We start from the raw sequence: 25826 nt of genomic DNA, 5'->3' as shown, positions 1-25826 counted from the left end.
GCTGCATGTCTCAATACATCTTGTACGGCAGAAACTTCCCGCTCATCACGATGTGCACCCGGTCCCCCTTGGGATCCGGTTCGCGCGTGATATCCATGGAAAAGTCGATCGCGCTCATGATGCCGTCGCCGAACTCCTCGTGGATGAGCGCCTTGATGGTGGCGCCGTAGACATTCACCAGCTCGTAGAAGCGATAGATGAGCGGATCCGTGGGTACCGCGGTCGGCAGTGAGCCCTTGTAAGGCACCTCCTGCAACAGCTCGATTGCCTCCGTGGGCAGCTCCAGCAACGCGCCGACCTTACCGGCCTGTTCCGGTGTCAGCGTCATCTGGCCCAGCAGTGCCGCAGTCGACCATTCCTTGCTCTGACCGATGGCGGCGGCCAGTTGCGTCCACGACAGCCGCTTGCGGCGTTTGCCATCGAGGACGAGTCGGGTAACATCTTCACGGTTCATGACTACCTCCTTGCACGGTGGAACGTGTTACGACAAAACCACGGTTCGCGGCGGTCATCGCACTCATGCCGCCGCCGGATGCCGGCACAGCGCCACGACGAGCGCCACCGCCAGACACAGGGTCAGTGTTTTCCAGAACAGCACCGGGTCCCGCTCGATCAGGGGCGGCCGCGACTTGCGCAGGAAGGCCGGGTTCGGCTGCTGCAGGTCGTGCACGAACTCGGACAGTTCCCCGTAGCGCCGCCAGGGATCGGGATGCACCGCCTTGCGGATGGTCTCGTCGACCCAGACGGGCAGCGGACGCCGGGCACTGCGCGCGCTCGCATACACGAGCTTGCGCTGCGCGGCCCGGGTGCGGCAGCGCGGCACGCGCGTGCCGTAGGGCAGGCTGCCGGTGAGCATCTGGTAGGCGATCACGCCGAGGGAGAAGATGTCGGAACGCGTGGTGCCGTTCTCGCCGAGGAAATATTCGGGCGCCGAATACTGCTCGGTGCCCAGGATGGGCGCCGCACCGTCCGTTGCATCCATTTCCGCCAGGCCCGCCACCCGGGTGGAACCGAAGTCGATGATCTTCACCGTACCAGTGGTGTCGATCATGATGTTTTCCGGCCGCAGGTCCTGGTGCAGCATCTCCAGGCGATGAAAGGCCTGCAGACCCCGCGCGATCTGCACGACGATGTCGCGGACCGTCTCCAGCGCCGGCTGCGGATTGTCGCGCAGCCACTGCGCCAGGGTCTGGCCCTCGATATACTCCATGGCGATATACTGATAGTTGCGTTTGCGGGTCAGGGCACAGGGCTTGAGCACGTGGGCATTGCTGATGCGCCGGGCGATCCATTCCTCCATGAGAAAGCGCTCCAGGTAGGCCGGGTCCCCGCGCTGGTCGATGGACGGGATCTTGATGACGACCTGTTCACCGCTGGCATCGTCCACAGCAAGAAAGGCATGACTGCGACTGCTGGCATGGAGCTGACGCACGATCCGGTAACCGTCGAATGCCATCCGCGCATCCAGTTGCGGCGGCAACGGCAATGCGGTCAGCTGCCGGCAAATCTCGCCGGCCGCCGGTTCCGGCAGGGTGTCGATGCGCAGCAACTGCAAGGTCAGGTTGTCCGCACTGCCCTGTGCGAGAGCGGCCGCGACGATGGTCTGTGCGGCCGCGTCCAGATCCTGTCCATGCCCGGCGACGGCCTCGACGACCTCGTTGCCGGTCACGTGTTCGTACACACCGTCGGACATCAGTACGAAGATGTCACCCGGCTCCAGCACCAGGACCCGGTGATCGATATCCAGGTGTTCATTGATACCCAGGGCGCGGCCCAGGTAGCTGGTCTCGCGGGACACCCAGTAACGATGGTCTTCGGTGAGTTGTTCCAGGGCTGCACCGCGCAGGCGGTAGATGCGGGTATCGCCGACGTGGAACAGGTATGCCGTGGCGGACTTGAGGATCAGCGCACTGAAGGTACAGACGTAACCCTTGTCCCGGTCATAGCGGTAACGGCTCTGCCGGGTCTGGGCATGTAGCCAGGAATTGGTCGCGCGCAGCACACGTTGCGCGGACTGCTTCACCGACCAGGCCTCGGAGGTGCAGAAGTAGTCTGCCAGGAAGCCGTTCACGGCCGTCTGGCTGGCGATCTGGCTGACCTCGCTGCTGCTGATGCCGTCGGCCAGCGCCACGGCGATCCCTTTGGTTCCCAGCAGCGGTTCCGGCGGGATGTGGATGCCATGATAATCCTGGTTCACCGCCTTGCGACCGCGGTCGGAATACTGGCCTACGCTGACTGTCAGTGTGCTGGACATGGTCACCGGCCGGGCGCCGGCCCTAGAGGGGCCGGCGCCCACCCTCAGGCACCGCTCAGGCGGCGTGACGCTCCGGCGCGGTACGCACCTGCGCGAGTTCGCGCTTCGGCGCAGTCCTGACATGGGTGCTGTACAGCGTCAGCCCGGTGAAGGCGAGGCCGCCGACCAGGTTGCCCAGCGCCGTGGGTATCTCGTTCCAGATGAAATACTGCGCGATCGAGAAATCACCGCCCATGATCATCGCGGACGGGAACAGGAACATGTTCACCACCGAGTGCTCGAAGGTCATGAAGAAGAACAGCATGATCGGCATCCACATGGCGATGACCTTGCCGCTGACCGTGGTGGAGATCATGGCGCCGACCACGCCCATGGACACCATCCAGTTGCAGAGCATGCCGCGCAGGAAGATGGTGAGCCAGCCGGCCAGGCCGTACTTCGCATAACCGAGGGTGCGCGCCTCGCCGATACCGGCGATCTTGGTACCGACCGGCCCCGGATCCGTGGAGAACCCGTAGGTGAACACGAACGCCATCATCACGGCGACCGTGAGCGCCCCCGCGAAGTTGCCCACGAAAACCAGTCCCCAGTTCCGCAACACGCCGCTGACGGTCACGCCGGGGCGCCGGTCCAGCAGGGCCAGCGGGGTGAGCACGAACACGCCGGTCAGCAGGTCAAATCCCATGAGGTAGAGCATGGAGAAGCCGACCGGGAACAGGATCGCCCCGATCAGCGGCGAGCCGGTCTGCACGGTGATGGTGATAGCGAAGACGGCCGCCAGCGCGAGGATCGCCCCGGCCATGTAGGCCCGGATCAACGTATCGCGCGTCGACATGTAGATTTTGGATTCACCCGCATCCACCATCTTGGTGGCAAATTCAGAAGGCAGCAAATAGGCCATGATCATTCCCCTCGGTTCGAGACTGCGCAAAAAAAACAGGCGTCCATGTCCGCACCCCAAACCGAGGACACGGAGATGGACGCCTTTATCCATTCACCAGTGCGGCGCATACACACCGCGCTTGCGCCGGGCCGCCGTTGGCCTGACAAGAGTGAATTTGCAGGATCCATGCCAGGATGGAAAATGCCTGCCGGGCCTCTGCTTACGCATTGCCGCAACGGGGCGGGTCGGGAGTCGCGCCCTGCAATGGTGCGCGACAGCGGCGGCGCGAACCGGCCTGGTGCAGTTTCAGGTGAACGCGACGAGCGCCAGGGCCGCCTCGGCGACCTCCACGAGGCGCCGGTTCTGCTGCATGGATGCGGTACGCAGCTTCTTGTAGGCGGCGTCCTCGGTGAGATTGAAACGCGCCATCAGGATACCCTTGGCGCGCTCGATGGTCTTGCGCTCGTTGAGTGCGCGCCGCGCCGTGGCCAGCTCGTCCTCCATGCTGGCCAGACGCCGGGACTGTGCCTGGAGCACGTCGATGAGTGACTGACCGTGATGATCCACGCCGTTGTCGCTGGGCATGAAACTCAGCGCCTGCTCGACCGGCACCTGCGAATCGAAGAAGCGCTCGACCAGCCCGGCGCGGGCCGGCGGGTTCGCGCGTAGTTCCTTGAGCATGCCCTCGGAGTCCTCCAGTTCGCGCTGCGCCCCAGCGATGAGTGTCGCGCAGCGTGCCTGCAGCCGGTCCACGAGTGCGCGTTGCAACGTCCAGGCTCCGGCCAGACGCTCGCTGCAGCACTCGAACCAGGCGTTGCTGAGATTGGCGTCGAGCGCCGCCCCGGGGCGCGTGCTGCAGAGGATCCGGCGCAGCCGTTCCAGCTGGGCGACATACGGGGCGTGCTGCTGCTCGTGCCACTGCGCCACCACCGTGTCGCCGGCAAACTCGCAGAAAACCTGGAAATTCCGCTCCTGGGCGTCGATGAGGTGCAGGATTCTCTGCTGGTGCGCCCCGTCACAGATGCCGGAGGCGAAGGACAGCGCGCCGACGGCGCGTTCCTGGCCTGCCAGCTCCTTGCCCTGTACCAGGTTGAAGAGCGCCACCAGCAGCACCGAGATCTCGGGATCGATGGCGGTATCCGCCACCTCGAAGATCAGGGAGATGAGGCCTGCGATCAGGCGGCTGTAGGCGGCCACCGAGGCATCCGCCGGCAGCTGCCGTGCCGCCGCGCGTTGCCGGAGCTCGGGCAGGGCATCCAGCCCGAGCAACACCCAGGCCATCAGGTAGAGCAGCCTGGCACCGGCGCCGGCGGTCTGCTCCAGCTGCGCTGCGAAGACGGTGCGCAGCTCGCGTTCGACGGCCTCTGATTCCTCTACGAGCGCCAGACGCTCGGAGGCAAAGCGATTGCCCGCCGAGGCCAGGAAGATGCTCGTGGCGCCTCGCTCGCTCTGCAGCGTATGGATCATGTGCCCGATGACGCCGACCAGCCGCGCATTCGAGGCCAGGCGCTCCAGCGCGTCGATTTCGTGCTGTTTGGCCAGCAGTACGATATTGGGTACCGATAACACCATGGGCGCGGGAATACGGCTGCAATCCGGTTGATCCTGACGCTATCCTTGCAACAACCGGGCCAGCCGCGCCGCCGTCCTGCCGCCAGGGGCCATAGCGGGCCGTCAAGTTCTGCCGTGTATGACCGCGACAAGCGCGGGGCAGATGGCGGCACGCCCGGGGTTTGCGGGCTGCCGCTGCGCCTGATCTATGCAGCCATGCCGCGCTGCATCCGGGTATGCTCCGTGTCCCTGCAGGCACGGGATGGTGGCGAGCATGACCCGCTGCCGCAGCGGTCTGCGGCAGCGGGTTGACAACTAGAATACGAACTGGCCCTGCAGGAAGATCTCGTTCGCGTCGGCGCCCGTGACGCCGTTAAGATTCTCACCCATCTGGTAGGTCAGCTGGACCTTGGCGTCATCCTTGTGGAAGAACCAGTTGGCGCCGATGGAGGTACGGTTCCATTTGTCGGCATAGCCGTCCGCATCCTGTGACTGGTAACCGGCAACCAGCTCCAGCTTTGCCGGGATGACCATGTACCCCCCCTCGACCGACCAGTTATCCAGGTCGGTGGTACCGTTGACGAACACGCCGCCGGTAAAGGCCGGATCAACCGTATCGGCGGTAAACTTGTTGTACTCGGCATCCACCGAAAACCCGGCGACACGGACGGCGCCGCTGATCTCGTAGCCGGTGACGGTATCGAGATCGGCCTTGGTGGCGCTGGTCGAAACGCCACCGGTGGTATAGGTGTTGTTGTCGTCGTCGTTGTTCCAGCCGAAGGCGGCCACACCGACGGCCACCTTGAGTTCGCTGTTGTCGAAATCACCCTGCTTCATCTCGAAGTAGCCCAGCGGGTAGTAGTCGAGGCGGCCACCGTAGATCCAGCCTTCATTGAAATCGCTGTTGGTGTTGACCGGGGTATCGAAGTCGATCTTCGTGGCATCCGGGTCGATCGAGGCCGAGGCGAAGGAGGCGCCCCAGCCGATCATCTTGCCGCCGCTGTGACCGGTCAGGTGGATGCCGGCGTTGCGCTCGGGCGAACCGTAGTTGTGGTCACCGACAAAGGTGCGTTCCACCAGCTGCTGGTGCTTGGACGAGGTCATATCCTCGCGCGAGAACGGGAAGTAGGCGTTGCCGACCGTGACCTCCATGTTTTCGAAGCCCTTGTACTCGAAGTAGGCATCCTTGATGGCTACCTCGTTCTCGTCCTCGGCATCGCCCAGATCGAACTGGAACTTGGCCTTCCAGTCCTTGTGCAGGCTGCCCTCGATAAAGGGACGCAGGCGGCGGAAAAACACCTTGTCGGTTTTCTGCCCGCCGTCCGGATCGACCGAGTGGTACTGCAGCTGGATGCGGCCACCCATCTTTACGTACTCCCCGTTGTCGCCCTTGTAGACGGTGATGCCGGATGCGTGCGATGTCATGCCGGTGGCGGATAAGGCCAGTGCCAGCGGCAGCAGCGCGGTTTGTCTTTTGCTCATGACGGTCACTCCTGTTGCGGTTGGGAAACGGTAGCACGCACCGTGTGGCGCAACCCGGAAGTGGATTACGCAGCCATTGCACGGCAGGCGAAAAGAGGAACGTGCGAACCGACGCGCACGCCCCAACGTGCGCGCCATCCTAGGCGGCGATTGTGACAGCGCCGTTACAGGCGTATGACTTGTGTATTACACGTGAAGTACGCATGGCCGTAGCCCGGCCATGATGTTACCGCTCGAGAACGGGAATCAGGCGTGGCCGTGCGGCCGGCGCGTGACGATCACCCCGCGCACGATCAGGCCCAGCGTCAACAGCACGCTGGTGGAGAGCAGCAGGCCGATGGCAAAGCCGGCCTGCGCCGACTGCGCCGGCATCTCCAGCATGTGCACCATGCCGTGCCAGAGCGCGAAGCTGCCGAAGATGGCGTGCAGGAAGCAGTGGGGACAGGCGATCGCCACCGCAATGACGGTCACGATCAGCAGGAACAGCAGCGGCGTGGCGACCTCCAACTGCGGCCAGGCCTGGCTCGCCGCGCCCAGCAGCAGCCCGGTGGCGAACAGTATCAGGAAGAAGGACATGTCGCGGATGCCGTGGCTGCCCGCGCGCGCCGCCCAGAAACCGGCCGTGATGGCGACCAGCAGGTGATCGATGCCGCTGACCGGATGCATGAAGCCGTCCACCAGCCCGTCGCTGACGTGGACACCGGTATGCGCCGCCGCGAACGGCGAGAACAGCAGGGAGACGAGGGTCACAACCACGGAAACAATGACTTTCTGATGCATCGCAGACTCCGGTTTCTCTGGGTACAGGCTGCCGGGCGGCAGGGGAATGATAACGCCCTTCCCCCGGCCGGGTACAGCACAGAACTAGCGTACTTTGACCTTGATCAACTCCTCGCCATTCGGATCGGTCACGTGCACCGCACAGGCGATGCAGGGATCGAAACTGTGAATGGTGCGCAGGATCTCTACCGGCTGGGTCGGATCGTGCAGGGTGTGATTGTCCTGCAACGCCGCCTCGTAGGCGCCCGGCTGCCCGCTCGCGTCACGCGGCCCCGCGTTCCAGGTGCTGGGCACCACCGCCTGGTAATTCTTGATGATCTCGTCCTCGATCACGATCCAGTGCGCGAGCCCGCCGCGCGGCGCCTCCATGAAACCGACACCGCGCGCCTGCCGCGGCCAGGTGGAGGGATCCCACAGTTGTTCGTTGAAGGTCTTGGTGTCGCCCGCCTTGATGTTGGCGATCAGGTTGTTGTACCAGGTCTGCATCATGTCGCCGATGACCTTGGTCTCCAGGCCGCGCGCCGCGGTCCGGCCGAGCGTGGAAAACAGCGCAGTGACCGGAACGTCCAGCCGGTTCAGCGTCATATTGACCAGTTCGCGGGTCTGGTCATGGCCCTTGGCATACAGCATCAGGACGCGCGCCAGGGGACCGACCTCCATGGCATGCCCCTTCCAGCGCGGCGACTTGAGCCAGGAATAGGAATGCTCCACGTCGAGCTGGTCGTAGGGCGGCTTCGGCCCGGAATAATTCAGGCTGGTCTCGCCGTCGTAGGGATGCAGCGCCGATTCCTTGCCCTGGCTGTAGTCGTAATACGAATGCGCCACGTATTCCTGGATCTCCTCCGCGGCATTCATGTCGACCTCGTGCACGGTCGTGATGTCGCGGTTCAGGATCGCGCCGCCCGGGATCAGGAAACTGGCGGGGTCGTCCATGCCCTTTTCCGGGAAATCACCGTAGGTCAGGAAGTTGCCCAGGCCTTCGCCGCGCGCGCCCCAATCCTTGTAGAAACCGGCGATCGCGAGCAGGTCGGGAATGTAGACCTGCGCGACGAAGCTGTTCATCTGGTTGATGATGTCCTGCACCTGCGCCAGCTTTTTGGCATTGATCGCGGAATCGGAATTGAGATCGATCGGGCAGGCGACGCCGCCGACCAGGAAGTTCGGGTGCGGATTCTTGCCACCGAAAATGGTATGCAGCTTGGCCACGTCGCGCTGCCAGGCCAGCGCTTCCAGGTAGTGCGCCACCGCCATCAGGTTCGCCTCCGGCGGCAGTTTGTAGGCAGGGTGGCCCCAGTAGCCCTGGGCGAAGATGCCGAGCTGACCGGCCTCGACGAAATCCTTCAGCTTCTTCTTCATGTCGGCGAAGTAGCCGGGCGAGGACTTGGGATAATCGCTGAGCGACTGCGCCAGCTCCGAGGTCGCCTTCGGATCGGCATTGAGCGCGGACACCACGTCCACCCAGTCCAGCGCATGCAGGTGATAGAAGTGCATGACGTGGTCGTGAACGTACTGCGCGCCGTTCATCAGGTTGCGGATCAGCTGCGCATTCGGCGGGATGGAATAGTTCAACGCGTTCTCGACGGCGCGAATCGAGGCCAGCCCGTGTACCAGTGTGCACACGCCGCAGATGCGCTGTGCGAAGGCCCACGCATCGCGCGGGTCGCGCCCCTGCAGGATGATTTCGATGCCGCGCACCATGGTACCGGCCGAATAGGCCTGGGCAATGCGATCGCCGTCCATTTGCGCCTCGATGCGCAGGTGGCCCTCGATGCGGGTAATCGGATCAACAACAACTCGCTCGCTCATAGTCGTAGTCTCTGGTTATGTATTCATGTAGGCGGAAAGGATGGCGTACTGCTGCGCGCTCTCCGGTTCGCTGCCGGTTTCGCCGGTAACGATCGCTTTCGAGGTCCGCGCCATCCGCGCACTCATCGCCGCCTGCCAGGCGGTACCCGCCGGCAGCTGGCCGTGGGGCGTGAGCGCGGCCGCAGCCGCCCGCGCCACGAAATAGCCGGCCTGCGCCTCCCAGTCGCCTTCGGAACCGCAGCGGGCATGACAATCGATGGTGGCCGCCTTGACCGCCCTGAGCGCCTCGGCCAGCGCCGCGGCCGAAGCGGAGGCATCGGCGGCCACCGCCAGCGCGCGCCCGATGCGCTCGTCCGTACACAGCGGCAGGACGTGCTCCACGAAGCGCGCCGCCAGCACGCGCTGCCGCGTCGCATCGAGCCTGTCCAGCGCCGCCCTGAATTCCCTGTCGTTGCTTATCGTCGTCATGCTTGCACCTGTCGCATCAGTCTTCCGCCAGGTGCTCGGCGATGGTTTCCGTCAGGCTGAGCACCGGGATGTCCATGTTGTTCTCCTCCAGGCCGTCCTCAAGCTGGATGCGGCAATTGGAGCAGGCCGACACCAGCGCATCTGGACGCACCGCTTCGAGCTGCTTCTTCTTGCGTCCGAACGCCGCCAGGCGCAGCGCGTCGGCGCGCTCGTTGGCGCTGACGCCGCCGCCGGCGCCGCAGCACCAGTTCATGCTGCCCGTCTCCGGCATTTCCACGAAGTTTTCTGCCACCATCTCGAGCAGGTTGCGCGGCTGCTCGATCACACCGCCGCGCCGCGCGATCTGGCAGGGGTCGTGGAAGGTCAGGCGCTGGCTCTCCTTGCCGACGGTCTTGAGGCGACCCTGCCTGCGCAGGTCGTCGAGCAGCTCCAGCACGTGCACCACCTTGAAGCTGTAGGGTTTGCCGATCAGGTTCGGACCTTCCCAGCGGATCGCCATGTAGGCGTGGCCGCATTCCGGACTGATGACGTGCTTGACCTTGAGCTTCTCCGCGGCATCGACGATACGCTGCACCAGCTGGGCCGCGATTTCCGAGACGCCGATCTGGATTCCGCTGTTGGTGGCCTCGAACGCCTCCGACGAGAGGGTCCAGCTCACCTTGGCCTGGTGGAAGATCTTGGCGATCGCCCCGATGAATTCCGGAAAGTTCATGATCTCCATCGATGACAACAGCAGCATGTAGTCTGCACCGGCTACGTCGACCGGGATCTGCAACCCGGTCTCCTGCTCGGTATGTGCGATCTGTGCCTGCAACGCCGGCAGCTTGACGCCCATCGGGCTGCCGATGGTCACGGCCCGCGTGGTGGCGCCGATCAGGCCCTCCGGCGCATGCCCGGCCGCCGCCATGCCCTCGCGCATGCGCCGGATCATGTAGGCGATGTCGTTGCCGACCGGACATACCATGGAGCAGCGCCCGCACAGGGTGCAGCTGTCGTAGACCAGGGTCTCCCACTCGGTGAGATCCGCATCGGTCACCGGCTTGCTCAGTCCCACCGCCTTCGCCAACCGCCCCCAGAAGGTGTATTCCTGCTGCCAGACCCGACGCAGTGGCTCCAGCTTGTGAATCGGCGTGTATTTCGGTTCCCCGGTTTCGCCGTAGAACAGGCAGGCCTCGGCGCACAGGCCGCAGCGGACGCAGCTGCTGAAGAACGCCGCCACCGGGGCGTCGATCTGCTCGCGGAAGGCGTGGATACCGCGTTCCAGACTCGCCGTCATGAGTTGACCCCCTTGTACCCGGCCATGGCGCCGTTGTAGTAGCGTGCGATGAACAGCGTGAAGGCATGCATCAGCTTGGTGAACGGAAACAGCACCATCAGCACCTCGACACTGGCGATGTGGAGGGTGATCAGGTGCTGCGGCTCCATGCCGATGCGATGGAAGGCCAGGTAGCCGGTCGCCACCGGCAGCGTCGTCACCAGCCAGACCAGGTAATCCTGGAAGCGCGACAGGTAGCGCATCACCGGGTGCATCAGGCGGTGGAGCAGCACGGCCAGCAGCGCGATGACCGTCACGACCGTCGTCGCGTCGACGATCTGCGTGGGCAGTGACGGCCAGCTCAGGCCAAGGGCCTCATGGAATACCAGGATATGCGGGGCAAAGAAAAACAGCACCAGGAAGATGCCGATGTGGAAGACGTAGCCGACCACCACGTTGAAGGTGGAGCGTTGCAGCGTGCCGCGATCCGGTACCGAGCGGCTCAGCACGGTGCGCAACCCGCCCGCCAGCGCCGAGCCGCGCGGTTCGGCCAGGTTGGGTTTGCGCCCGAGCACGAGGATTTCCAGGATGCGCACCATCACCCCCAGCAGGAAGATCACCGTGGCGATCTGCAGGGCCGGTCCGCGGATCCAGATCAGGAGTTCGGCTTCGGACATGGTCACTCACCCTTCGTCAGGTCTTCGATGCCGACCTTCCGGTGTTCCTGCTCCATGCGCCGCTTCTTGCTGCGGTTGAGTCCGCCCAGCGCCACGCCGACCGCGGCACCGGCGCCGACCGCGTAGACGGCGGTGCGCGAGATATCGCCGGTCGGCGTCGAGATGGCCTTGTAGAACCCGCCGCCGTCCCAGAAATCGGGCTGCGAACAGCCCAGGCAGGGATGGCCGGACTCGATCGGGAAGCTGGTGCCCTCATTCCACTTGGCGGTGGCGCAGGCGTTGTAGGTGGTCGGACCCTTGCACCCCAGCTTGTACAGGCACCAGCCCTTCTTCGCGCCCTCGTCGTCGAAGGTCTCGGCAAACAGCCCCTTGTCGTAGAAGGGCCGGCGGTAGCAGCGGTCGTGGATGCTCTGGCCGTAGAACGAGAGCGGCCGGCCCAGCTCGTCGAGCTCGGGCAGCGTGCCGAAGGTCAGGAACTGCGCCAGTACACCGGTGATCACCACCGGGATGGGCGGACAGCCCGGCACGTTGATGATGGGCTTGTCCTTGACGATTGCGGACACGGGTACCGCCCCGGTCGGATTCGGGTGGGCATAGGGGATGCCGCCGAAGGAGGCACAGCTGCCAATCGCCACGACCGCCGCCGCCCCCGCGGCGACCTCTTCCAGCATGTCGAGGTTGCTGACGCCGGCGATGGTGGAGAAGGCGGGATCCTTGGTGGGAATGGAACCGTCCACGATCAGGATGTAGTTGCCCGCGTTTTCCTTCATGGCGGCCTCGCGCGCCGCCTCGGCCGCGGAACCTGCGGCCGCCTGCAGGGTATGGTGGTAATCGAGCGAGATGGTGTCGAAGATCAGCCCCTCCACCGTCGGTGCATGCGAGCGGGTCAGCGATTCGGTACAGCCGGTGCATTCCTGGAACGACAGCCAGATGACCGACGGCCGGCGCGCCTGCTCCAGCGCCGCGGCGATACGCGGCACCATGCTCGGCGGCAGTGCCATCAGCGAGGCCGTAGCCGCGCAGAATTTCAGGAAACCGCGCCGGGAAATGCCCCGGGCCCGCAGCGCCTCGCCTATGGTTTGGTCTTTCGACATGGTGTGCTCCTGTTAGCTTGCGGCTGACCCCGCCTGTTCAGTTGAGCCGTGCGTTCAGTTCCGCCAGGCCGGCATGGATATCAGCCGTCTGCGCGGCGACCAGCTGCGGCACCAGGCAGATTTCGATGAACCTGCCGATGACGGCGCCGTCGGTGTTATGGTGCGTAACGATCCATACGCCTGGATAGCGCGTTTCCACGATCTCGCTCGGGCCCAGGGCGGACAGCTCCACCCGCACTTCCCCGCAGCCGAGCAGCTGTTCGATCTCGTCTTCCTCGCCGGGCCCCAGCGGCAGGCTGCGCAGGTCGATGGTCGTCTCCCGCCCCTCCTCGAGCAGCGCGCTCAGGGCGTGCCGGATTTCGTGCAGCAGCGGGATCACGTTACCGGTTACCGCAGCGGCGTGCTGCGGGTCGCAACCGGGGGTGCCTGGATGCTGCATCGCGTTGCCACTCACCCGGCAGGCGCCGGTTCCGACAGCGGGATGCCGGTAATCGCGACCGGGCCGATCACACCCCACTGGTGCAGCAGCGTGAGCACCCGGCGCGCGGCCAGGGGCAGGGCGCGCTTGACCGGGTTGCTGAGATCGTGTCCCCACTCGACCTGGGCGGGTTGTATCGCCACCAGCGCGCGCTGCGGGGGCATACTGTCGGTGAGGTGCGCGATCGCCAGCAGGTCGCCCAGGCTGACCTCGTGTACGCTGCGCTTGGTGCGACCGGCAAATCGGTCCATCTCCGCTCCGGTGAAGACTTCAACGGAACCCGCTGGCGCCAATAATTCGGCGGCATCGATGACGATCAGGTAGCCGGCGGATTCGATGTACGGTGCGAGGGTGAAGCTAAGGGTCCCGCCGTCGAGCATCTGGACATCGGCAAGTTCCGGATGATGGCGGCGCAGGTAGGCGAGCATGTGCACGCCAACCCCCTCGTCGGAGAGCAGGGTGTTGCCTATCCCGAGAATCAGAGTCTTGGCAGCAGACAAGTTGTTCTCTCCTCCCCCTGATGGGCTTTGTACCGTAACGATAACCACGCTTTATTGACGGGTATCAATTCCCACCCTGTTGTTTCGTGTTTAATTGTCTATTACTTATTAGACCCATCAGCTGAATGTGACAAGCCCGGGGGGCAAACATGTGTCTGGGTATCCCGATGCAGATCCGATCGATTGACGGCTATACCGCGCGCTGCGAGGCCAAGGGCGTGGAACGCGACGTCAGCCTGTTCATGCTGCAGGAAGAAGGCGTTGCCGTCGATGACTTCGTCGTCGTCCACGTCGGCTATGCCATCCAGAAGATCACCCCCCAGGAAGCGCGCAGCGCATGGGAAATCTACGATCGTATGCTGGAGGTGTCCGATGCATGAGCTCTCCGTCTGTCAGGCGCTGATCGACCAGGTCGAAGCAATCGCTGCCGAACACCGTGCACGCGAGATCAACGAGATCTTCATCGAAATCGGCCCGCTGTCGGGCGTGGAACCGCCGCTCCTGGAACAGGCCTTCGATATCGCCAGCGCCGGGACCGTGGCCGATGGCGCCAAGCTGATCGTCCGCACCATGCCGGTGCGCGTCAGCTGCCGGGAATGCGGGGCCATCACCGACGCCCTACCCTCGCGCCTGGTCTGCGGAGTCTGCGGCGACTGGCGCACCCAGCTGGTCAGCGGCGACGAACTCCTGTTGACCTCGCTCGAATTTACCCGCGACGACGACGACCAGACCTGCTCGCGCGGCATCGCGCGGGAGATCGACGCGGAACGCTAGGCTGGCCGACTCCTTCGCGTCAGCGCATCCACCCATCACGACCCGGAGCGGTTATGTGCAACACCTGCGGCTGTAACGTCACCCATGGCAATGCCCACCTGCTGGCGCCGGGTGGCAAATTCGAGAAGACCCCGGCAGGCCACGAATCGGTGACGGTATTGCGCAACCTGCTGAGCGCCAACGACCAAACGGCCGCGCACAACCGCCAGCACTTCGAGCGCCACGGCGTGCTGGCCGTCAACCTGATGTCCTCGCCCGGCGCGGGCAAGACCGCGCTGCTGGAAGCGACCATCGACGCCCTCGCCGGGGAACTCGCCATCGCCGTCATCGAGGGTGACCTGGAGACCGAGAACGACGCCGAGCGGATCCGCCGCCATGGCGTTACGGCCATCCAGATCACGACCGGCAGCGCCTGCCATCTGGATGCCCATATGGTGCACGACGCCCTGCACCGGCTGGACCTGACGCAGACCGATATCGTGTTCATCGAGAATGTCGGCAACCTGGTCTGTCCCGCCAGTTTCGACCTCGGCCAGCACCACAACGTCACGCTGTTGTCGGTGCCGGAGGGCGACGACAAGCCGGCCAAGTATCCGGTCATGTTTCGCGCCGCCGACCTGGTGTTGCTGAGCAAATGCGACCTGCTGCCCGTACTGGATGATTTCAGCCCCGACAACGCGCGGCGCCATCTGCGCGAGCTCGCCAGCGCCGCGCCCGTCATCGAGTTGTCGGCCCGCCGCGGAACCGGCATGAATGCCTGGCTGGAGTGGTTGCTGGCAAGTACCGCAGCCCTGGAACACCGCAGCGGCCGGCTGGATGCAGCACAGAGCGGGGCCGGCGCCGGCGCGCCATGACCACCACCGCGGCCGCCTGGCTCGAGCGCATCCGCGCGCTGCCGCTGCCCGAGCGGGTACGGATCATGAACGTGTGCGGCGGTCACGAACGCGCCATCACCGCAGCCGGCCTGCGCCATGCGCTGCCGCCGAACATCGAGCTGATCCCCGGCCCCGGCTGCCCGGTATGCATCTGTCCGGAGGAAGATATCTACGAGGCGATCCAGTTGGCGCTGCACGAGGACGTCATCCTGCTCGCCTACGGCGACATGCTGCGCGTACCGGTCAACGTACCGCGCGCGCAGGCGCGCTCACTGGAAGCGGCACGGGCGCAGGGCGCCGACATCCGCCCGGTCGCCTCGCCGCTGGAAGCCGCCGGCATCGCCCGCGCCCACCCCGGCAGGGCCGTGGTATTCTTTGCCGCCGGTTTCGAGACCACCACGGCGCCAACTGCGAGCCTGCTGGTGGAGGGCGTTCCGGACAACCTGTTCATCCTGCTGTCGGGCCGGTTAACGTGGCCGGCCGTCGCCATGCTGCTCAACTCCGGCTCCCGGGGCTTCGACGCGCTGGTGGCGCCCGGCCACGTCGCAACCGTCATGGGACCGGAGGAGTGGTCATTCGTGGTCGAGGACCACGGGGTGCCCGCCGCCGTGGCGGGATTCACCACGGAAAGCCTGCTCGCCGCCATGTACTCCACGCTGCGCCAGTTGGTCGAGGGCAGGTGCTTCCTCGACAACTGCTACCCTGAGGTCGTACGCCCGGGCGGCAACCGGCTGGCCCGGCGGCACCTGCAACAGGCCATGGACGTGGCTGACGCCAACTGGCGCGGCATCGGCAGCATCCCGGGTTCCGGTTTTGTGCTGAACAGCGCCACTCGTGCGCACGATGCGCGCGCGCAGTTCCGTTCCCGCGCCGATGCGGCCCGGCGCCGGGCCGGTGCGATGCCACCCGGCTGCGACTGCGCGCAGGTGGTGCTGGGCCGCATTTATCCCAACGAGTGTCGCCTGTTCGGCGCCGCCTGCCAGCCGCGCCATCCCATCGGTCCCTGCATGGTGTCCGACGAGGGTGCGTGCCGCATCTGGTGGTCCGGCGGCATGCGCACGCCAGCCCGGCCCGCGGGGCGCGCGAGTTCCGTCTCGTAACGCCCGGGGTGCCGAGGCACCCCGCCGATCCGGCGCTCATGCGGCAACAGGCACCCCATGTGCAGGACAGCGGCGGTACGGCGGCGCTGTATCTGGTGCTGGAAGGCCGCGTCCAGGGCGTGGGCTTCCGTCCCTTCGTCCACCGCCTCGCCACGGGACTGGCACTGACCGGCTGGGTGCGCAACCGCACCGGCACGGTCGAACTGCACGTGCAGGGCGCGCGCAGTGCGTTGCAGACCTTCATGCGCCGCCTGTTCCAGGAGGCGCCGCCGTTGGCGCGTCCCGTGCTGGCCAGTTGCGTCCCCGCCGCGCCGCTCGCGATCGCCACCTTCTCCATCCGGGCCAGCGCGGCGGGCGACAACCCCCGGATCTGCATTCCACCCGACCTGTATACCTGCGACGCTTGCCTGACCGAACTGTTCGACCCCGCCGACCGCCGCTACCGCTACCCGTTTATCAACTGCACCCAGTGCGGCCCCCGTTTCACGCTGATCCGAGACATGCCCTACGATCGTCCGGCCACGACCATGGCCGGCTTCGGCATGTGCACCGCGTGTGCCGCCGAGTACCAGGATCCCGCGGACCGGCGCTTCCACGCCGAACCGGTGGCGTGCCCGGCGTGCGGACCGCGGCTCGTCTTCAAGGGCGCCACAGGACCGGCCGTCAGCGACAACGCCGCGGCGCTGGCAGCCGCGGTCGCCGCCCTGCGCAGGGGGGAGATCCTGGCCGTCAAGGGCATCGGCGGCTATCACCTGATGTGCGACGCGGGCAACGCGGCGGCGCTCCGGCAACTGCGCGCGACCAAGCCGCGCCCGCACAAACCGCTGGCGGTCATGTTCCCGGCACCCGCCGGCGCGCCGCTGCAGCATGTCAGCGCAGCCGTCCGGCTGGCGGACGACGAGGCCGAACTGCTGCGCTCGGCACAACGTCCGCTCGTCATCGCCCGCAGGCGCCCCGATGCCGCGCTCCCGGACCTGATTGCACCCGGTCTCGCCGAAATCGGTGTCATGCTGCCCTACAGCCCGCTGCACCATCTGCTGCTCAACGATTTCGGCGCGGCGCTGGTGGCCACCTCCGCCAACATCAGCGGCGAACCGGTGCTGACCGATAATGCCGCGGTCGAGGACCGACTCGGCCATGTCGCCAGCGCCTTCCTGCACCACGACCGGCCGATCGCCCGGCCCGCCGATGATCCGGTCTACCGAGTCATTGCGGGGCGGCCCCGGCTGCTGCGCCCAGGACGCGGCTGCGCGCCGCTGGAGCTCGCGTTGCCGTTCACCCTCGCGCACCCGGTGCTGGCGGTGGGCGGCCACATGAAAAACACCATCGCGCTGGCCTGGGAGGACCACATCGTGATCTCGCCGCACATCGGCGACCTGGACAACGCCCGCAGCCTGACGGTATTCGAGCAGACCGTTGCCGACCTGCAGGCACTCTACCGGGTCGAGGCCGCGCATATCGTGTGCGACGCCCATGCCGGCTATGCCAGCACCCGCTGGGCCGCGCGCCAGGCGCGCCCGCACACGCGGATCCACCATCACCACGCCCATGCCGCCACGGCCTGCCCGGCAGCCGCGGGCGACGACCCGGCGCTGGTGTTTACCTGGGACGGTGTCGGCCTCGGCCCGGACGGCAGCCTGTGGGGCGGCGAGGCACTGCTCGGGCACCCCGGTCACTGGCGCCGATTCGCCAGCCTGCGGCCGTTCCGCCTGCCGGGCGGCGAACGCGCCGGCCGCGAACCCTGGCGCAGCGCCGCAGCCTTGTGCTGGGAATGCGACCGGGAGTGGCCGGGACTGCCGGCGGGCGCCGACCTGCTGCACGCGGCCTGGCAGCAAGGCAGCAATGCGCCGCAGACCAGCGCGGCCGGACGCCTGTTCGATGCGGCGGCCGCGCTGACCGGCGTGTGCATGACCGCCAGCTTCGAGGGCCAGGGCCCGATGCTGCTGGAAGCCGTGTGCAGCGATACCGCGGAGCCGCTGGAACTGCCGCTGGCAGCGGATGCGCAGGGCACCTGGATCACCGACTGGGCGCCGTTGCTGCCGGTGCTGCTCGACACCGGCCGCACGGCCGCCGCCCGGGCCGCGATTTTTCATGCCAGCCTCGGCGCTGCTATCATCCGCCAGGCGCGCCAGGCCCGCCTGCAGCACGGCGTTCGCGCGATCGGTCTGTGCGGTGGCGTTTTCCAGAACCGGGTGCTCGCCGACCAGGTGTGGCGGCAGCTCGCGGCGGATGGCTTCGCGCCCGCCATGCCCGACACGGTCCCGCTCAACGACGCCGGGCTGTGCTTCGGGCAGGTGATCGAATACGGCGCGACGCTGGCAGACTGAAGCGCTGCGGCGCGCATCCGACCAGGGTGCAACGGGAGACAGGCGTGCAGGAGACCCACATTTCGCTGGCGCACGGCAACGGGGGCCGCCTGATGCGCGAACTCATCGACGAGATCTTCGCCCGGCACCTGTCCAACCCGGGGCTCGACGTCCAGGCCGACGCCGTGCCACTGGCGCTGGACGGCGGCGAGCTCCTGTTCACCACCGACGGTTTCACCGTGCAGCCACTGGAGTTTCCCGGCGGCAACATCGGCACCCTGGCCGTGCACGGCACCACCAACGACCTCGCCGTCGCCGGCGCCACGCCGCGCTACCTGAGCCTGAACGCCTTCATCGAGGAAGGCCTGGAGATCGCCACCCTGGAACGGATCATCGCCAGCCTGGCGCGAGCCGCGCGGGAGACCGGCGTCGCGGTGGTCGCCGGCGACACCAAGGTCGTGCGGCGCGGCGAGGGTGGCGGGCTGTATCTCGCCACTACCGGTATCGGCATCCGCCATCCGCACCGGCTCGGGCTCGACCGGATCCGCGACGGTGACCTGCTCCTGGTCAGTGGACCGGTCGGCGACCATGGCATCGCGGTCATGCTCGCGCGCGAGGCGTTCGGCCTGCACGGCACGCTGGAGTCGGACGCGGCCAGCGTGCTGCCGCTCACCACGGCCGCGCTCGACTTTCCCGGCCTGCGCTTCATGCGCGACCCGACGCGCGGCGGGCTCGCGACCGTGTGCCACGAACTCCAGCGCGCCACCGGCCTCGGCGTGACGCTGCACCAGCCCGACATCCCGGTGCGCGATCCCGTGCAGTCGGTCTGCGACATGCTCGGCTACGACCCGCTCTACCTCGCCTGCGAGGGCCGCGTACTCGCGGTGGTCAGCGCGGCGGATGCCGCCGCCGTGCTGGCGCGCTGGCGCGCGCTGCCGCAGGGCGGCGGTGCCGCCCTGATCGGTCGCATGCAGTCCACGCACCGGCACGTGCTCATGCGGACCGCGATCGGCGGCGAGCGCATACTCGAGGAGCTGGAAGACGATCCGCTGCCGCGGATCTGCTGAAGCGGGCGCCAAGCCCAAGGTATTCACTATGACAGGGATTTGCTGATGAAACATGCACCGCAACTGAAGCTGCTGATGACCCCGTTCCCCTATTCCATCGACCTGACGGCGGATGCCGAGGCCGCGCTCGCACTGATGCAGGAACATGCCGTACGCCACCTGCCGGTCACGGACAATCACCTGCTGGTGGGCGTGATAACGGATCGCGACATCAAATCAGCGCGCGCGGGCCGGCAACCCGGCGATCCCGGCTACACTCCCGGGGTGCGCGACATGTACATCCACGACGCCTACGTCGTGGACATCAACGAGCCGCTGGACAATGTCCTGCTGACGATGGCGGAGCGGCACATCGGTTCGGTGCTGGTCACCCGCAAGGGCAAACTCGCCGGCGTTTTCACCAGCACCGATGCCTGCCGCGGCTTCGGCGAATACCTGCGCGAACTGTTTCCCCGCGACGACGGCGGTGACGAGGCTGCCTGAGCGATCAGTACCCGCAGCATCCGCACCCCAACACCCGCGCACACGCATCCGGCATCGACTACCGGCGTGCCGGCCCGGGCCGCTGGCACCGGCAGCGCACGGTGCGGAATGCGGCCGCCGCCACAGATGGCGGGCGGGGAGATGGTGTTTTCACATTCCAGTTGACCGGGGTCAATGCTTCAGCACGACGGATCGTGGCTAGACGAAATCTCCATATAGCGGGGAATTCCGGCCAGCAGCCACTTGCGCCGCCGCGGCCAGCTGCGCCGTTCTGTCATCCTGTCACACTCGCACGGCGGGAACCGCTGCACGCATGCGCGCCGGAGCGCGGTCGCGCCATAACTTGTTTACGAGTTGATGCATATCAAGATGAGCGGTGCGGCTTGGACGGAGAATCTTTCATCACAAGGAAGGAAGTCATGTTGTATACCGGTGATGAGTCAGCAGATATTATTCGATGCCGCACTGATCAGGCGCTATGACCAGAACGGGCCGCGCTACACCTTCTACCCGACCGTGGCCCAGTTTCATGCGGATATCTCGGAAGCCGACTACCGGGGCTGGGCGGGCTATAGCAATGAAGACCCGATCCCGCGCCCGCTGTCGCTGTATGTGCACACCCCGTTCTGCGACACGCCATGCTTCTACTGCCCCGGCGGCAGTGCGCTGACGCAGGGCCGTGTACGCGCAGCGGACTATCTGCACAACCTCTGCCGCGAGCTAGCCCTGCAGGCACCGCTGTTCGATCGCGATCGCGTCGTAGAGCAGTTGCACTGGGGCGGCGGCACAGCGGCATTCCTGACCGCAGCGCAATGCCGCGAACTGATGCAGACCACGCGCAGGCATTTTGCACTGCGCTACGACGACGGCGGTGAGTATTGCATCGACGTAGATGCGCACGCGGTGGAGCACGACAAACTGACCGTGCTGCGCAACATCGGTTTCAACCATGTCAGCATCGGGCTGCAGGTTAGCGAGCCCGGCCTGCTGCAGGCAGTCAGCAGCAGCCAGTGCATGGAACTCGCCCGCGCCACGTTCAGGCATGCCCGCGCGCTGGGTTACAGGTCGATCAACATCGACCTGATGTACGGGCTGCCGCAGCAGACAGCCGCCAGCTTCGCGCAAACCCTGCACCAGGTCATCGAACTGCAGCCGGACCGTATCGCCGTCTACGACTGTGCGCACCTGCCCGACCGTTTCAGGCCGCAGCAGGGCAGCGGCCGGGACGCGCTGGAATCCAGCGACATCAGGCTGGATATCCTGCAGCGGAGTATCGCTGATCTGACCGAGGCGGGCTTTGTCTATATCGGCATGGACCACTTCGCCAGGCCGGAAGACGAACTGGCAGTGGCGCAGCGCAACGGTACCCTGCACCGGAATTTCCAGGGCTACTCGACCCGCGTCGATTGCGACCTGATCGGGCTGGGCGTAGCCGCCATCGGACGCGTCTGCGACAACTACATCCAGAACACCCGCGACCTGGACCGCTACAGTGAACTGCTGGCGGCAGGACGGCTGCCGCTGGAACGCGGCCTGGAACTGGAGCCGGACGATCTGCTGCGACGTGAAATCATCTCGCGGCTGCTGTGCGACTTCCGGCTTGATATCACGGCGCTGGAAGCAAGCTGGCGGTTCGATTTCGCGCGCTACTTCAGGCATGAATACATCGAGCTGAGACGCATGCAAGAGGACGGTCTGCTCAGTATCGACGGCAAACGCCTGGTGGTGCTGCCGGCAGGCCGGCTGCTGGTGCGCAACATCTGCATGGTGTTCGACCGCTACCTGCATGGCGGCGGCAGCCACACCACCTTTTCCAAGGTGATCTGAGTCACCGACGGGCAGAGGTAACGCCGCGCGGGCTCTGGCGCGCCAGAGCCAGGCCCATGTTCTCGCCGGGTTTAGGAGACGGGAGCCAGGCTGATCGCCGCCATGTTGGTCTGCACGCACGGCTCCACCATGGCCTTGATCCGGTCGAGATCGGTGATGATCACGCGCCGGCGATTGACCTGCACGATGCCCTTCTCCTGGAAATGGGCAAACAAGCGGCTGACGGTCTCGATGGCCAGCCCGAGGTAGTTGCCGATGTCCTGGCGGGACATGGGCAGGTTGAACTCGGTGGCCGAAAGGCCGCGCTGGTGATAGCGCGTCGACAGGCTGAGCAGGAATGAGGCCAGGCGTTCCTCGGCAGTGCGCTTGCCGAGCAGCATCAGCATGTGCTGATCGGACGTGATTTCCCTGGCCATCACGTGCATCATCTGCCGGTGCAGACTGGGCAGCTCGCTGCACAATCCCTCCAGCTTGTGAAACGGCAGTTCGCAGATGCTGGAGGTCTCCAGCGCGACCGAGGCGCTGGCATAGGTTCCGCCGCTCAGGCCGTCCATGCCAGTCAGCTCGCCGGGCAGGGTGAAGCCGAGCACCTGTTCCTCACCGTCCTCGGTGATGCAATACGATTTCAGCGCACCGGAGCGAAGCGCGAACAGCGCCCTGCTCTTGTCGCCGGAGCGGAACAGATGCTGTCCGGGTTGCACCGGCTGATGATGCAGTACGATGGATTCCAGCCGGTTCAGCTCTTCCGCACTCATACCGTGCGGCAGACACAGATCGGCCAGTGAGCAGTCCTTGCAAGAGACCTTGAGCTCTTCGAGATTCAGGGTCTTGCTCTTCTTCGGCATAATGTCGGTCCCACAACCACGTGATGACGGCAGGCCGGTGTGTTACACCCCGTCTCACGACTCGTTATAGTAGTCCTGCCTGCGACTTCCACAGCTGCCCCACTGTGCTGGCAGGCCGGCGTATTGTCGAGTATTTATTTGTTTATATTGTATTTATACATCACAAGCCGGGGAAAGCAAACTACAATACCCGCCGACCATAGCGGCCGGCAGCGCGCCGCGGAGATATAACGCCTTGATTTCCATCCCGACTGATAAACTGAATCGCCTGCTGGAATTACGTCCCGACGGCTTTTCCGGTGGCCTGACCGGCATCGAGAAGGAGAGTCTGCGCGTGGGACCCGACGGGGTGATCGCGCAGACACCGCATCCGGCCGGTCTCGGTTCGGCGCTGATGCACCCGTGGATCACCACGGATTACTCCGAGGCGCTACTGGAACTGATCACCCCGCCATTCGCGGGACCGGAACCGGCGCTGGCTTTCCTCGCCCAGCTGCAGCAGTTCGTCTACCAGCGCCTCGACGACGAGCTGCTCTGGTCGGGAAGCATGCCGTGCGTGGTGCAGGGCGAAGCCGGTATTCCCATCGCACAATACGGCCACTCCAACCTCGGCATGATGAAGACGGTATACCGGCGCGGCCTGGGGTACCGCTACGGCAAGGTCATGCAGGTGATCGCCGGCACCCATTACAACTACTCCTTTCCGCAGGTGCTGTGGCCGGCCTGGCAGTCCGTGCAGGATGACGACCGCCCGCTGCAGGCATTCATCGCCGATCAGTATTTTCATACCATTCGCAACCTGCTGCGGCATGGCTGGCTGGTACCCTACCTGTTCGGCGCCTCACCGGCAGTCTGCAAATCCTTTCTGTGCGGCCAGCCCGCGCCCCGGCTGGTGATCTACAACGAGGGCAGCTACTACGGTCCATATGCCACCTCGCTGCGCATGTGCGACATCGGCTACCAGAACTCGCGCGAGGCGGAACTCGGCTTCAAGGCCAGCTACGACAGCGTCGATGCCTACGTCGCCAGCCTCAGCCGCGCCATCACCACACCCTGTCCGCGCTACGCCGAGATCGGCGTGAAGGTGGCCGGCGACTATCGCCAGCTGAACGCCAACATGCTGCAGATCGAGAACGAGTACTACAGCTCGGTGCGCCCCAAGCAGCTGCCAGTCGGCAACGAGAAACCGACCCACGCGCTGGCGCGCCGCGGCGTGCGCTATATCGAACTGCGCTCGCTCGACATCAACCCCTTCGATCCGCGCGGCATCGACGAGACCCAGTGCCGCTTCCTGGAAACCTTCATGCTGTTCTGCCTGCTCGCCGACAGCCCCCCCATCAGCCGGGAGGAAAGCCGCGACATCGACGTCAACCTGGATGCGGTCTGCTATCGCGGGCGCGAACCCGGACTCGTTCTGGCGCACGCCGGTGGCAACATGACGCTGCGCGATTGGGGCAGCGAGCTGTGCGAATCCATGGCCGGCTGCGCCGAACTGCTTGATGCGCATGTCGCCGGCACCCCGTACCGTGACGCGCTTGAGCGCCAGTCCGCCGCGATCCGCGACCCGGATCTCACCTTCTCCGCGCGCGTGCTGGCTGAAATGGACGAGCACGGCGAGGGTTACTTCGATTTCGCCAGGCGCATGTCGACCCGGCACCAGCAGTATTTCCTGAAGCTTGCACCCGATGCCGCACAAACCCGGATCTTCGACACCAGCGTCATCCAGTCACTGGAGGAACAGCAGGCACTGGAACAGGCCGAGACCCAGTCATTCGACGATTTTCTGCAGGAATATTTCGCGCAGACGCTCTAGAACCTAGCGCATCATTCCCCGCGCGCAACGGCAGCAGAGCAAATCACAAGCAACCCGCGCCGGGACGCAAAGCAATCAGCGGCAATGCCACGGAGACCGCGGTCGCGCATAGGAATTGAAAATCTGCACCGGCAATGCGCGCCCGCCACCGCCCGGACCGGAGTGCCTGTGCCGCGGACAGCCGCTGGCTGCGCCGAGATCGGGGCTGGAATATTGCTGCTCTTTCCCGCGCGTCTAGGCGCGAACCAGGCAATGAGAACGATGCCCGTGCTCAGCCCGCCAGCACAAAGCACACGCCTGCCAGATAGCACCCGGCCGGATAGTGCCAGCGCGGCGGTTGCCGGCGCAGGTATTCGAGCAGCAGGTTGAGAATGATGCCCATGATCATGTACAGGGGGATCACCCGCAGCGAGGTGTAGTGACGCAGGTCGCCCGGCAGGTAGTAGAAATAAAAGGTGCCGTAGCAGAGCAGGAAGAAGCCGTTGGCGAGAATCTCCAGTACCGGCCCGTCGAACCCGGCCACGATACCCTGCAGCCAGCGCGGCCGGATGGCGATGCGCCGCAGCCGCAGCACCTGGTGCAGGAAGTAGAGGTAATAGCCATAGACCGGCCAGACGATGAAATTGAGCGCCGAGGTGTAGCCGCCATGGATCGGCCAGACCCGGTACTGCCACAGCGGCTCCCCGCTGAACAGGTAATAGAGCCTGCCGAGGCAGACCTCGCAGACGATCGCGACCAGGAAGGCGACGGTCATGAACAGCGCCAGCTGGTAGGCATCGATGCGGATCCAGTGCCGCACCAGCAGCGATCCGAGCAGATAGAACAGCACCGCACCGACCAGCGCGCCCGACACGGCCTGCAGGATCAGGACCGCTGCATGGATGGCACTCATTTAGATGTGCGAGATGAGCTTCGCCTCGGGGACGAGGCGCTGGATCGCGTCCGCAATTTCCAGCCGGATGCCCTGGATGGCACGCACCGACACCCACAGCAGGTTGAGCCTGAGATTGAACTCCGCGAACACCACGGCGTGGCTGTAATGCGTCAGCGCGATGTGCACGTCCTGGAGGGTGCTGTCCACCTGGTGCCTGGGCTTGTCGCGCAAGCCCGGTATCAGCATCATGAAATCGCCCAGCGGGCGGCCATGCTCGTCGTGGGTCGGGGCGCGCTTGCGCAGCGGCTCCGAGGCCTGTTCCCAGGCTATGGTGACGCGCGGAACGGACATGTCAGAACACCCGCTAATCGTTGCTCGTCGGGAGTATACAAAATTCGTGCGCGCGCCGCCGGACCCCGATCGACAATGTCGCGCGCCCGGGTTGCCCTGCACTCCGTACGGGAATAGCGGACAGATCCGGCACCTGTCGTCACATGCCCAGCGCCGCAGGACACCGGCATGCGAAACTGCAATGGTCGCTGTCGCATGGAATGGTGAGATAGGTTCTAGTACGTGTGTATTAATGACAGGCTGTCAGGCCCTGACTAGTATGACAGCGCTCCGCAGCAACCGG

General features: G+C 65.5%; 25 protein-coding genes. 9 read left to right on the top strand and 16 right to left on the bottom strand.

Annotated features, from left to right (window positions below):
• Positions 1 to 10 precede the first annotated feature (10 nt).
• The 13 genes from cynS to R3F42_04650 form a co-directional block, all read right to left on the bottom strand.
• Complete coding sequence (gene cynS, locus R3F42_04710) at positions 11 to 454, bottom strand: cyanase (protein MEZ5541326.1); 444 nt, start codon at positions 452 to 454, stop codon at positions 11 to 13.
• Positions 455 to 517: 63 nt separating this feature from the next.
• Positions 518 to 2254: a bifunctional protein-serine/threonine kinase/phosphatase gene (locus R3F42_04705; protein ID MEZ5541325.1), complete on the bottom strand. Its 1737-nt coding sequence runs from the start codon at positions 2252 to 2254 to the stop codon at positions 518 to 520.
• A gap of 55 nt (positions 2255 to 2309) precedes the next feature.
• Positions 2310 to 3155, bottom strand: coding sequence for a formate/nitrite transporter family protein (locus tag R3F42_04700; protein ID MEZ5541324.1), 846 nt, complete (start codon positions 3153 to 3155; stop codon positions 2310 to 2312).
• Positions 3156 to 3443: 288 nt separating this feature from the next.
• Positions 3444 to 4709, bottom strand: a complete 1266-nt coding sequence (locus R3F42_04695; GenBank protein ID MEZ5541323.1) for a nitrate- and nitrite sensing domain-containing protein — start codon at positions 4707 to 4709, stop codon at positions 3444 to 3446.
• Between the two features lie 294 nt (positions 4710 to 5003).
• Entirely contained in the window at positions 5004 to 6170 is a 1167-nt protein-coding gene (locus R3F42_04690; protein MEZ5541322.1) for a porin, read from the bottom strand.
• Positions 6171 to 6416: 246 nt separating this feature from the next.
• Complete coding sequence (locus R3F42_04685; GenBank protein ID MEZ5541321.1) at positions 6417 to 6950, bottom strand: HupE/UreJ family protein; 534 nt, start codon at positions 6948 to 6950, stop codon at positions 6417 to 6419.
• An 84-nt stretch (positions 6951 to 7034) separates the two neighbouring features.
• Positions 7035 to 8756 carry a nickel-dependent hydrogenase large subunit gene (locus tag R3F42_04680; GenBank protein ID MEZ5541320.1) on the bottom strand — a complete coding sequence of 574 codons (1722 nt, stop codon included), beginning with the start codon at positions 8754 to 8756 and terminating at the stop codon, positions 7035 to 7037.
• A 15-nt stretch (positions 8757 to 8771) separates the two neighbouring features.
• Positions 8772 to 9224, bottom strand: coding sequence for a hypothetical protein (locus R3F42_04675; GenBank protein ID MEZ5541319.1), 453 nt, complete (start codon positions 9222 to 9224; stop codon positions 8772 to 8774).
• Positions 9225 to 9240: 16 nt separating this feature from the next.
• Entirely contained in the window at positions 9241 to 10500 is a 1260-nt protein-coding gene (locus tag R3F42_04670; protein MEZ5541318.1) for a (Fe-S)-binding protein, read from the bottom strand.
• A complete protein-coding gene (locus tag R3F42_04665; GenBank protein ID MEZ5541317.1) occupies positions 10497 to 11156 on the bottom strand; it encodes a hypothetical protein in 660 nt (219 codons plus the stop codon). Before R3F42_04665 ends, R3F42_04670 begins: the two co-directional genes overlap by 4 nt.
• A 2-nt stretch (positions 11157 to 11158) precedes the next feature.
• Entirely contained in the window at positions 11159 to 12250 is a 1092-nt protein-coding gene (locus tag R3F42_04660; GenBank protein MEZ5541316.1) for a hydrogenase small subunit, read from the bottom strand.
• A gap of 37 nt (positions 12251 to 12287) precedes the next feature.
• A complete protein-coding gene (locus tag R3F42_04655) occupies positions 12288 to 12689 on the bottom strand; it encodes a hydrogenase expression/formation C-terminal domain-containing protein (GenBank protein ID MEZ5541315.1) in 402 nt (133 codons plus the stop codon).
• 11 nt (positions 12690 to 12700) lie between these two features.
• The gene (locus R3F42_04650) at positions 12701 to 13228 is read right to left on the bottom strand and encodes a HyaD/HybD family hydrogenase maturation endopeptidase (protein ID MEZ5541314.1); all 528 of its coding nucleotides are present in this window, start codon (positions 13226 to 13228) and stop codon (positions 12701 to 12703) included.
• A 149-nt stretch (positions 13229 to 13377) separates the two neighbouring features.
• On the opposite strand from R3F42_04650, the gene R3F42_04645 reads away from it, so the two are divergent.
• The 8 genes from R3F42_04645 (at position 13378) to hemN (ending at position 21660) form a co-directional block, all read left to right on the top strand.
• Positions 13378 to 13608 (top strand): HypC/HybG/HupF family hydrogenase formation chaperone, encoded by a 231-nt coding sequence (locus R3F42_04645; GenBank protein ID MEZ5541313.1) that lies wholly within the window; start codon positions 13378 to 13380, stop codon positions 13606 to 13608.
• Entirely contained in the window at positions 13601 to 14002 is a 402-nt protein-coding gene (locus R3F42_04640) for a hydrogenase maturation nickel metallochaperone HypA (GenBank protein MEZ5541312.1), read from the top strand. Before R3F42_04645 ends, R3F42_04640 begins: the two co-directional genes overlap by 8 nt.
• A 53-nt stretch (positions 14003 to 14055) precedes the next feature.
• Positions 14056 to 14856: a hydrogenase nickel incorporation protein HypB gene (gene hypB, locus R3F42_04635; protein ID MEZ5541311.1), complete on the top strand. Its 801-nt coding sequence runs from the start codon at positions 14056 to 14058 to the stop codon at positions 14854 to 14856.
• A complete protein-coding gene (gene hypD, locus R3F42_04630; protein ID MEZ5541310.1) occupies positions 14853 to 15977 on the top strand; it encodes a hydrogenase formation protein HypD in 1125 nt (374 codons plus the stop codon). Before hypB ends, hypD begins: the two co-directional genes overlap by 4 nt.
• On the top strand, positions 15905 to 18304 hold the full coding sequence (gene hypF / locus R3F42_04625) for a carbamoyltransferase HypF (GenBank protein MEZ5541309.1): 2400 nt from the start codon (positions 15905 to 15907) through the stop codon (positions 18302 to 18304). The genes hypD and hypF overlap by 73 nt, the downstream gene beginning before the upstream one ends.
• Before the next feature lie 44 nt (positions 18305 to 18348).
• Positions 18349 to 19350, top strand: a complete 1002-nt coding sequence (hypE, locus tag R3F42_04620; protein MEZ5541308.1) for a hydrogenase expression/formation protein HypE — start codon at positions 18349 to 18351, stop codon at positions 19348 to 19350.
• A 45-nt stretch (positions 19351 to 19395) separates the two neighbouring features.
• On the top strand, positions 19396 to 19833 hold the full coding sequence (locus R3F42_04615) for a CBS domain-containing protein (GenBank protein ID MEZ5541307.1): 438 nt from the start codon (positions 19396 to 19398) through the stop codon (positions 19831 to 19833).
• A gap of 435 nt (positions 19834 to 20268) precedes the next feature.
• A complete protein-coding gene (gene hemN, locus R3F42_04610) occupies positions 20269 to 21660 on the top strand; it encodes an oxygen-independent coproporphyrinogen III oxidase (GenBank protein ID MEZ5541306.1) in 1392 nt (463 codons plus the stop codon).
• A gap of 71 nt (positions 21661 to 21731) precedes the next feature.
• On the opposite strand, the gene fnr is transcribed toward hemN, so the two are convergent.
• On the bottom strand, positions 21732 to 22505 hold the full coding sequence (fnr, locus tag R3F42_04605) for a fumarate/nitrate reduction transcriptional regulator Fnr (protein ID MEZ5541305.1): 774 nt from the start codon (positions 22503 to 22505) through the stop codon (positions 21732 to 21734).
• 235 nt (positions 22506 to 22740) lie between these two features.
• Between fnr and gshA the strand changes: the two genes are divergently transcribed.
• On the top strand, positions 22741 to 24318 hold the full coding sequence (gshA, locus tag R3F42_04600) for a glutamate--cysteine ligase (GenBank protein ID MEZ5541304.1): 1578 nt from the start codon (positions 22741 to 22743) through the stop codon (positions 24316 to 24318).
• 271 nt (positions 24319 to 24589) lie between these two features.
• On the opposite strand, the gene R3F42_04595 is transcribed toward gshA, so the two are convergent.
• Both R3F42_04595 and R3F42_04590 read right to left on the bottom strand, forming a co-directional pair.
• A complete protein-coding gene (locus R3F42_04595) occupies positions 24590 to 25210 on the bottom strand; it encodes a hypothetical protein (GenBank protein ID MEZ5541303.1) in 621 nt (206 codons plus the stop codon).
• Positions 25211 to 25543 (bottom strand): hypothetical protein, encoded by a 333-nt coding sequence (locus R3F42_04590; protein ID MEZ5541302.1) that lies wholly within the window; start codon positions 25541 to 25543, stop codon positions 25211 to 25213. It abuts the gene before it with no gap.
• Positions 25544 to 25826 lie beyond the last annotated feature (283 nt).

This window comes from Pseudomonadota bacterium (genome assembly GCA_041395565.1).
Taxonomy (GTDB): domain Bacteria; phylum Pseudomonadota; class Gammaproteobacteria; order UBA9214; family UBA9214; genus UBA9214.
This window is presented reverse-complemented; position numbering and strand designations above follow the sequence as displayed.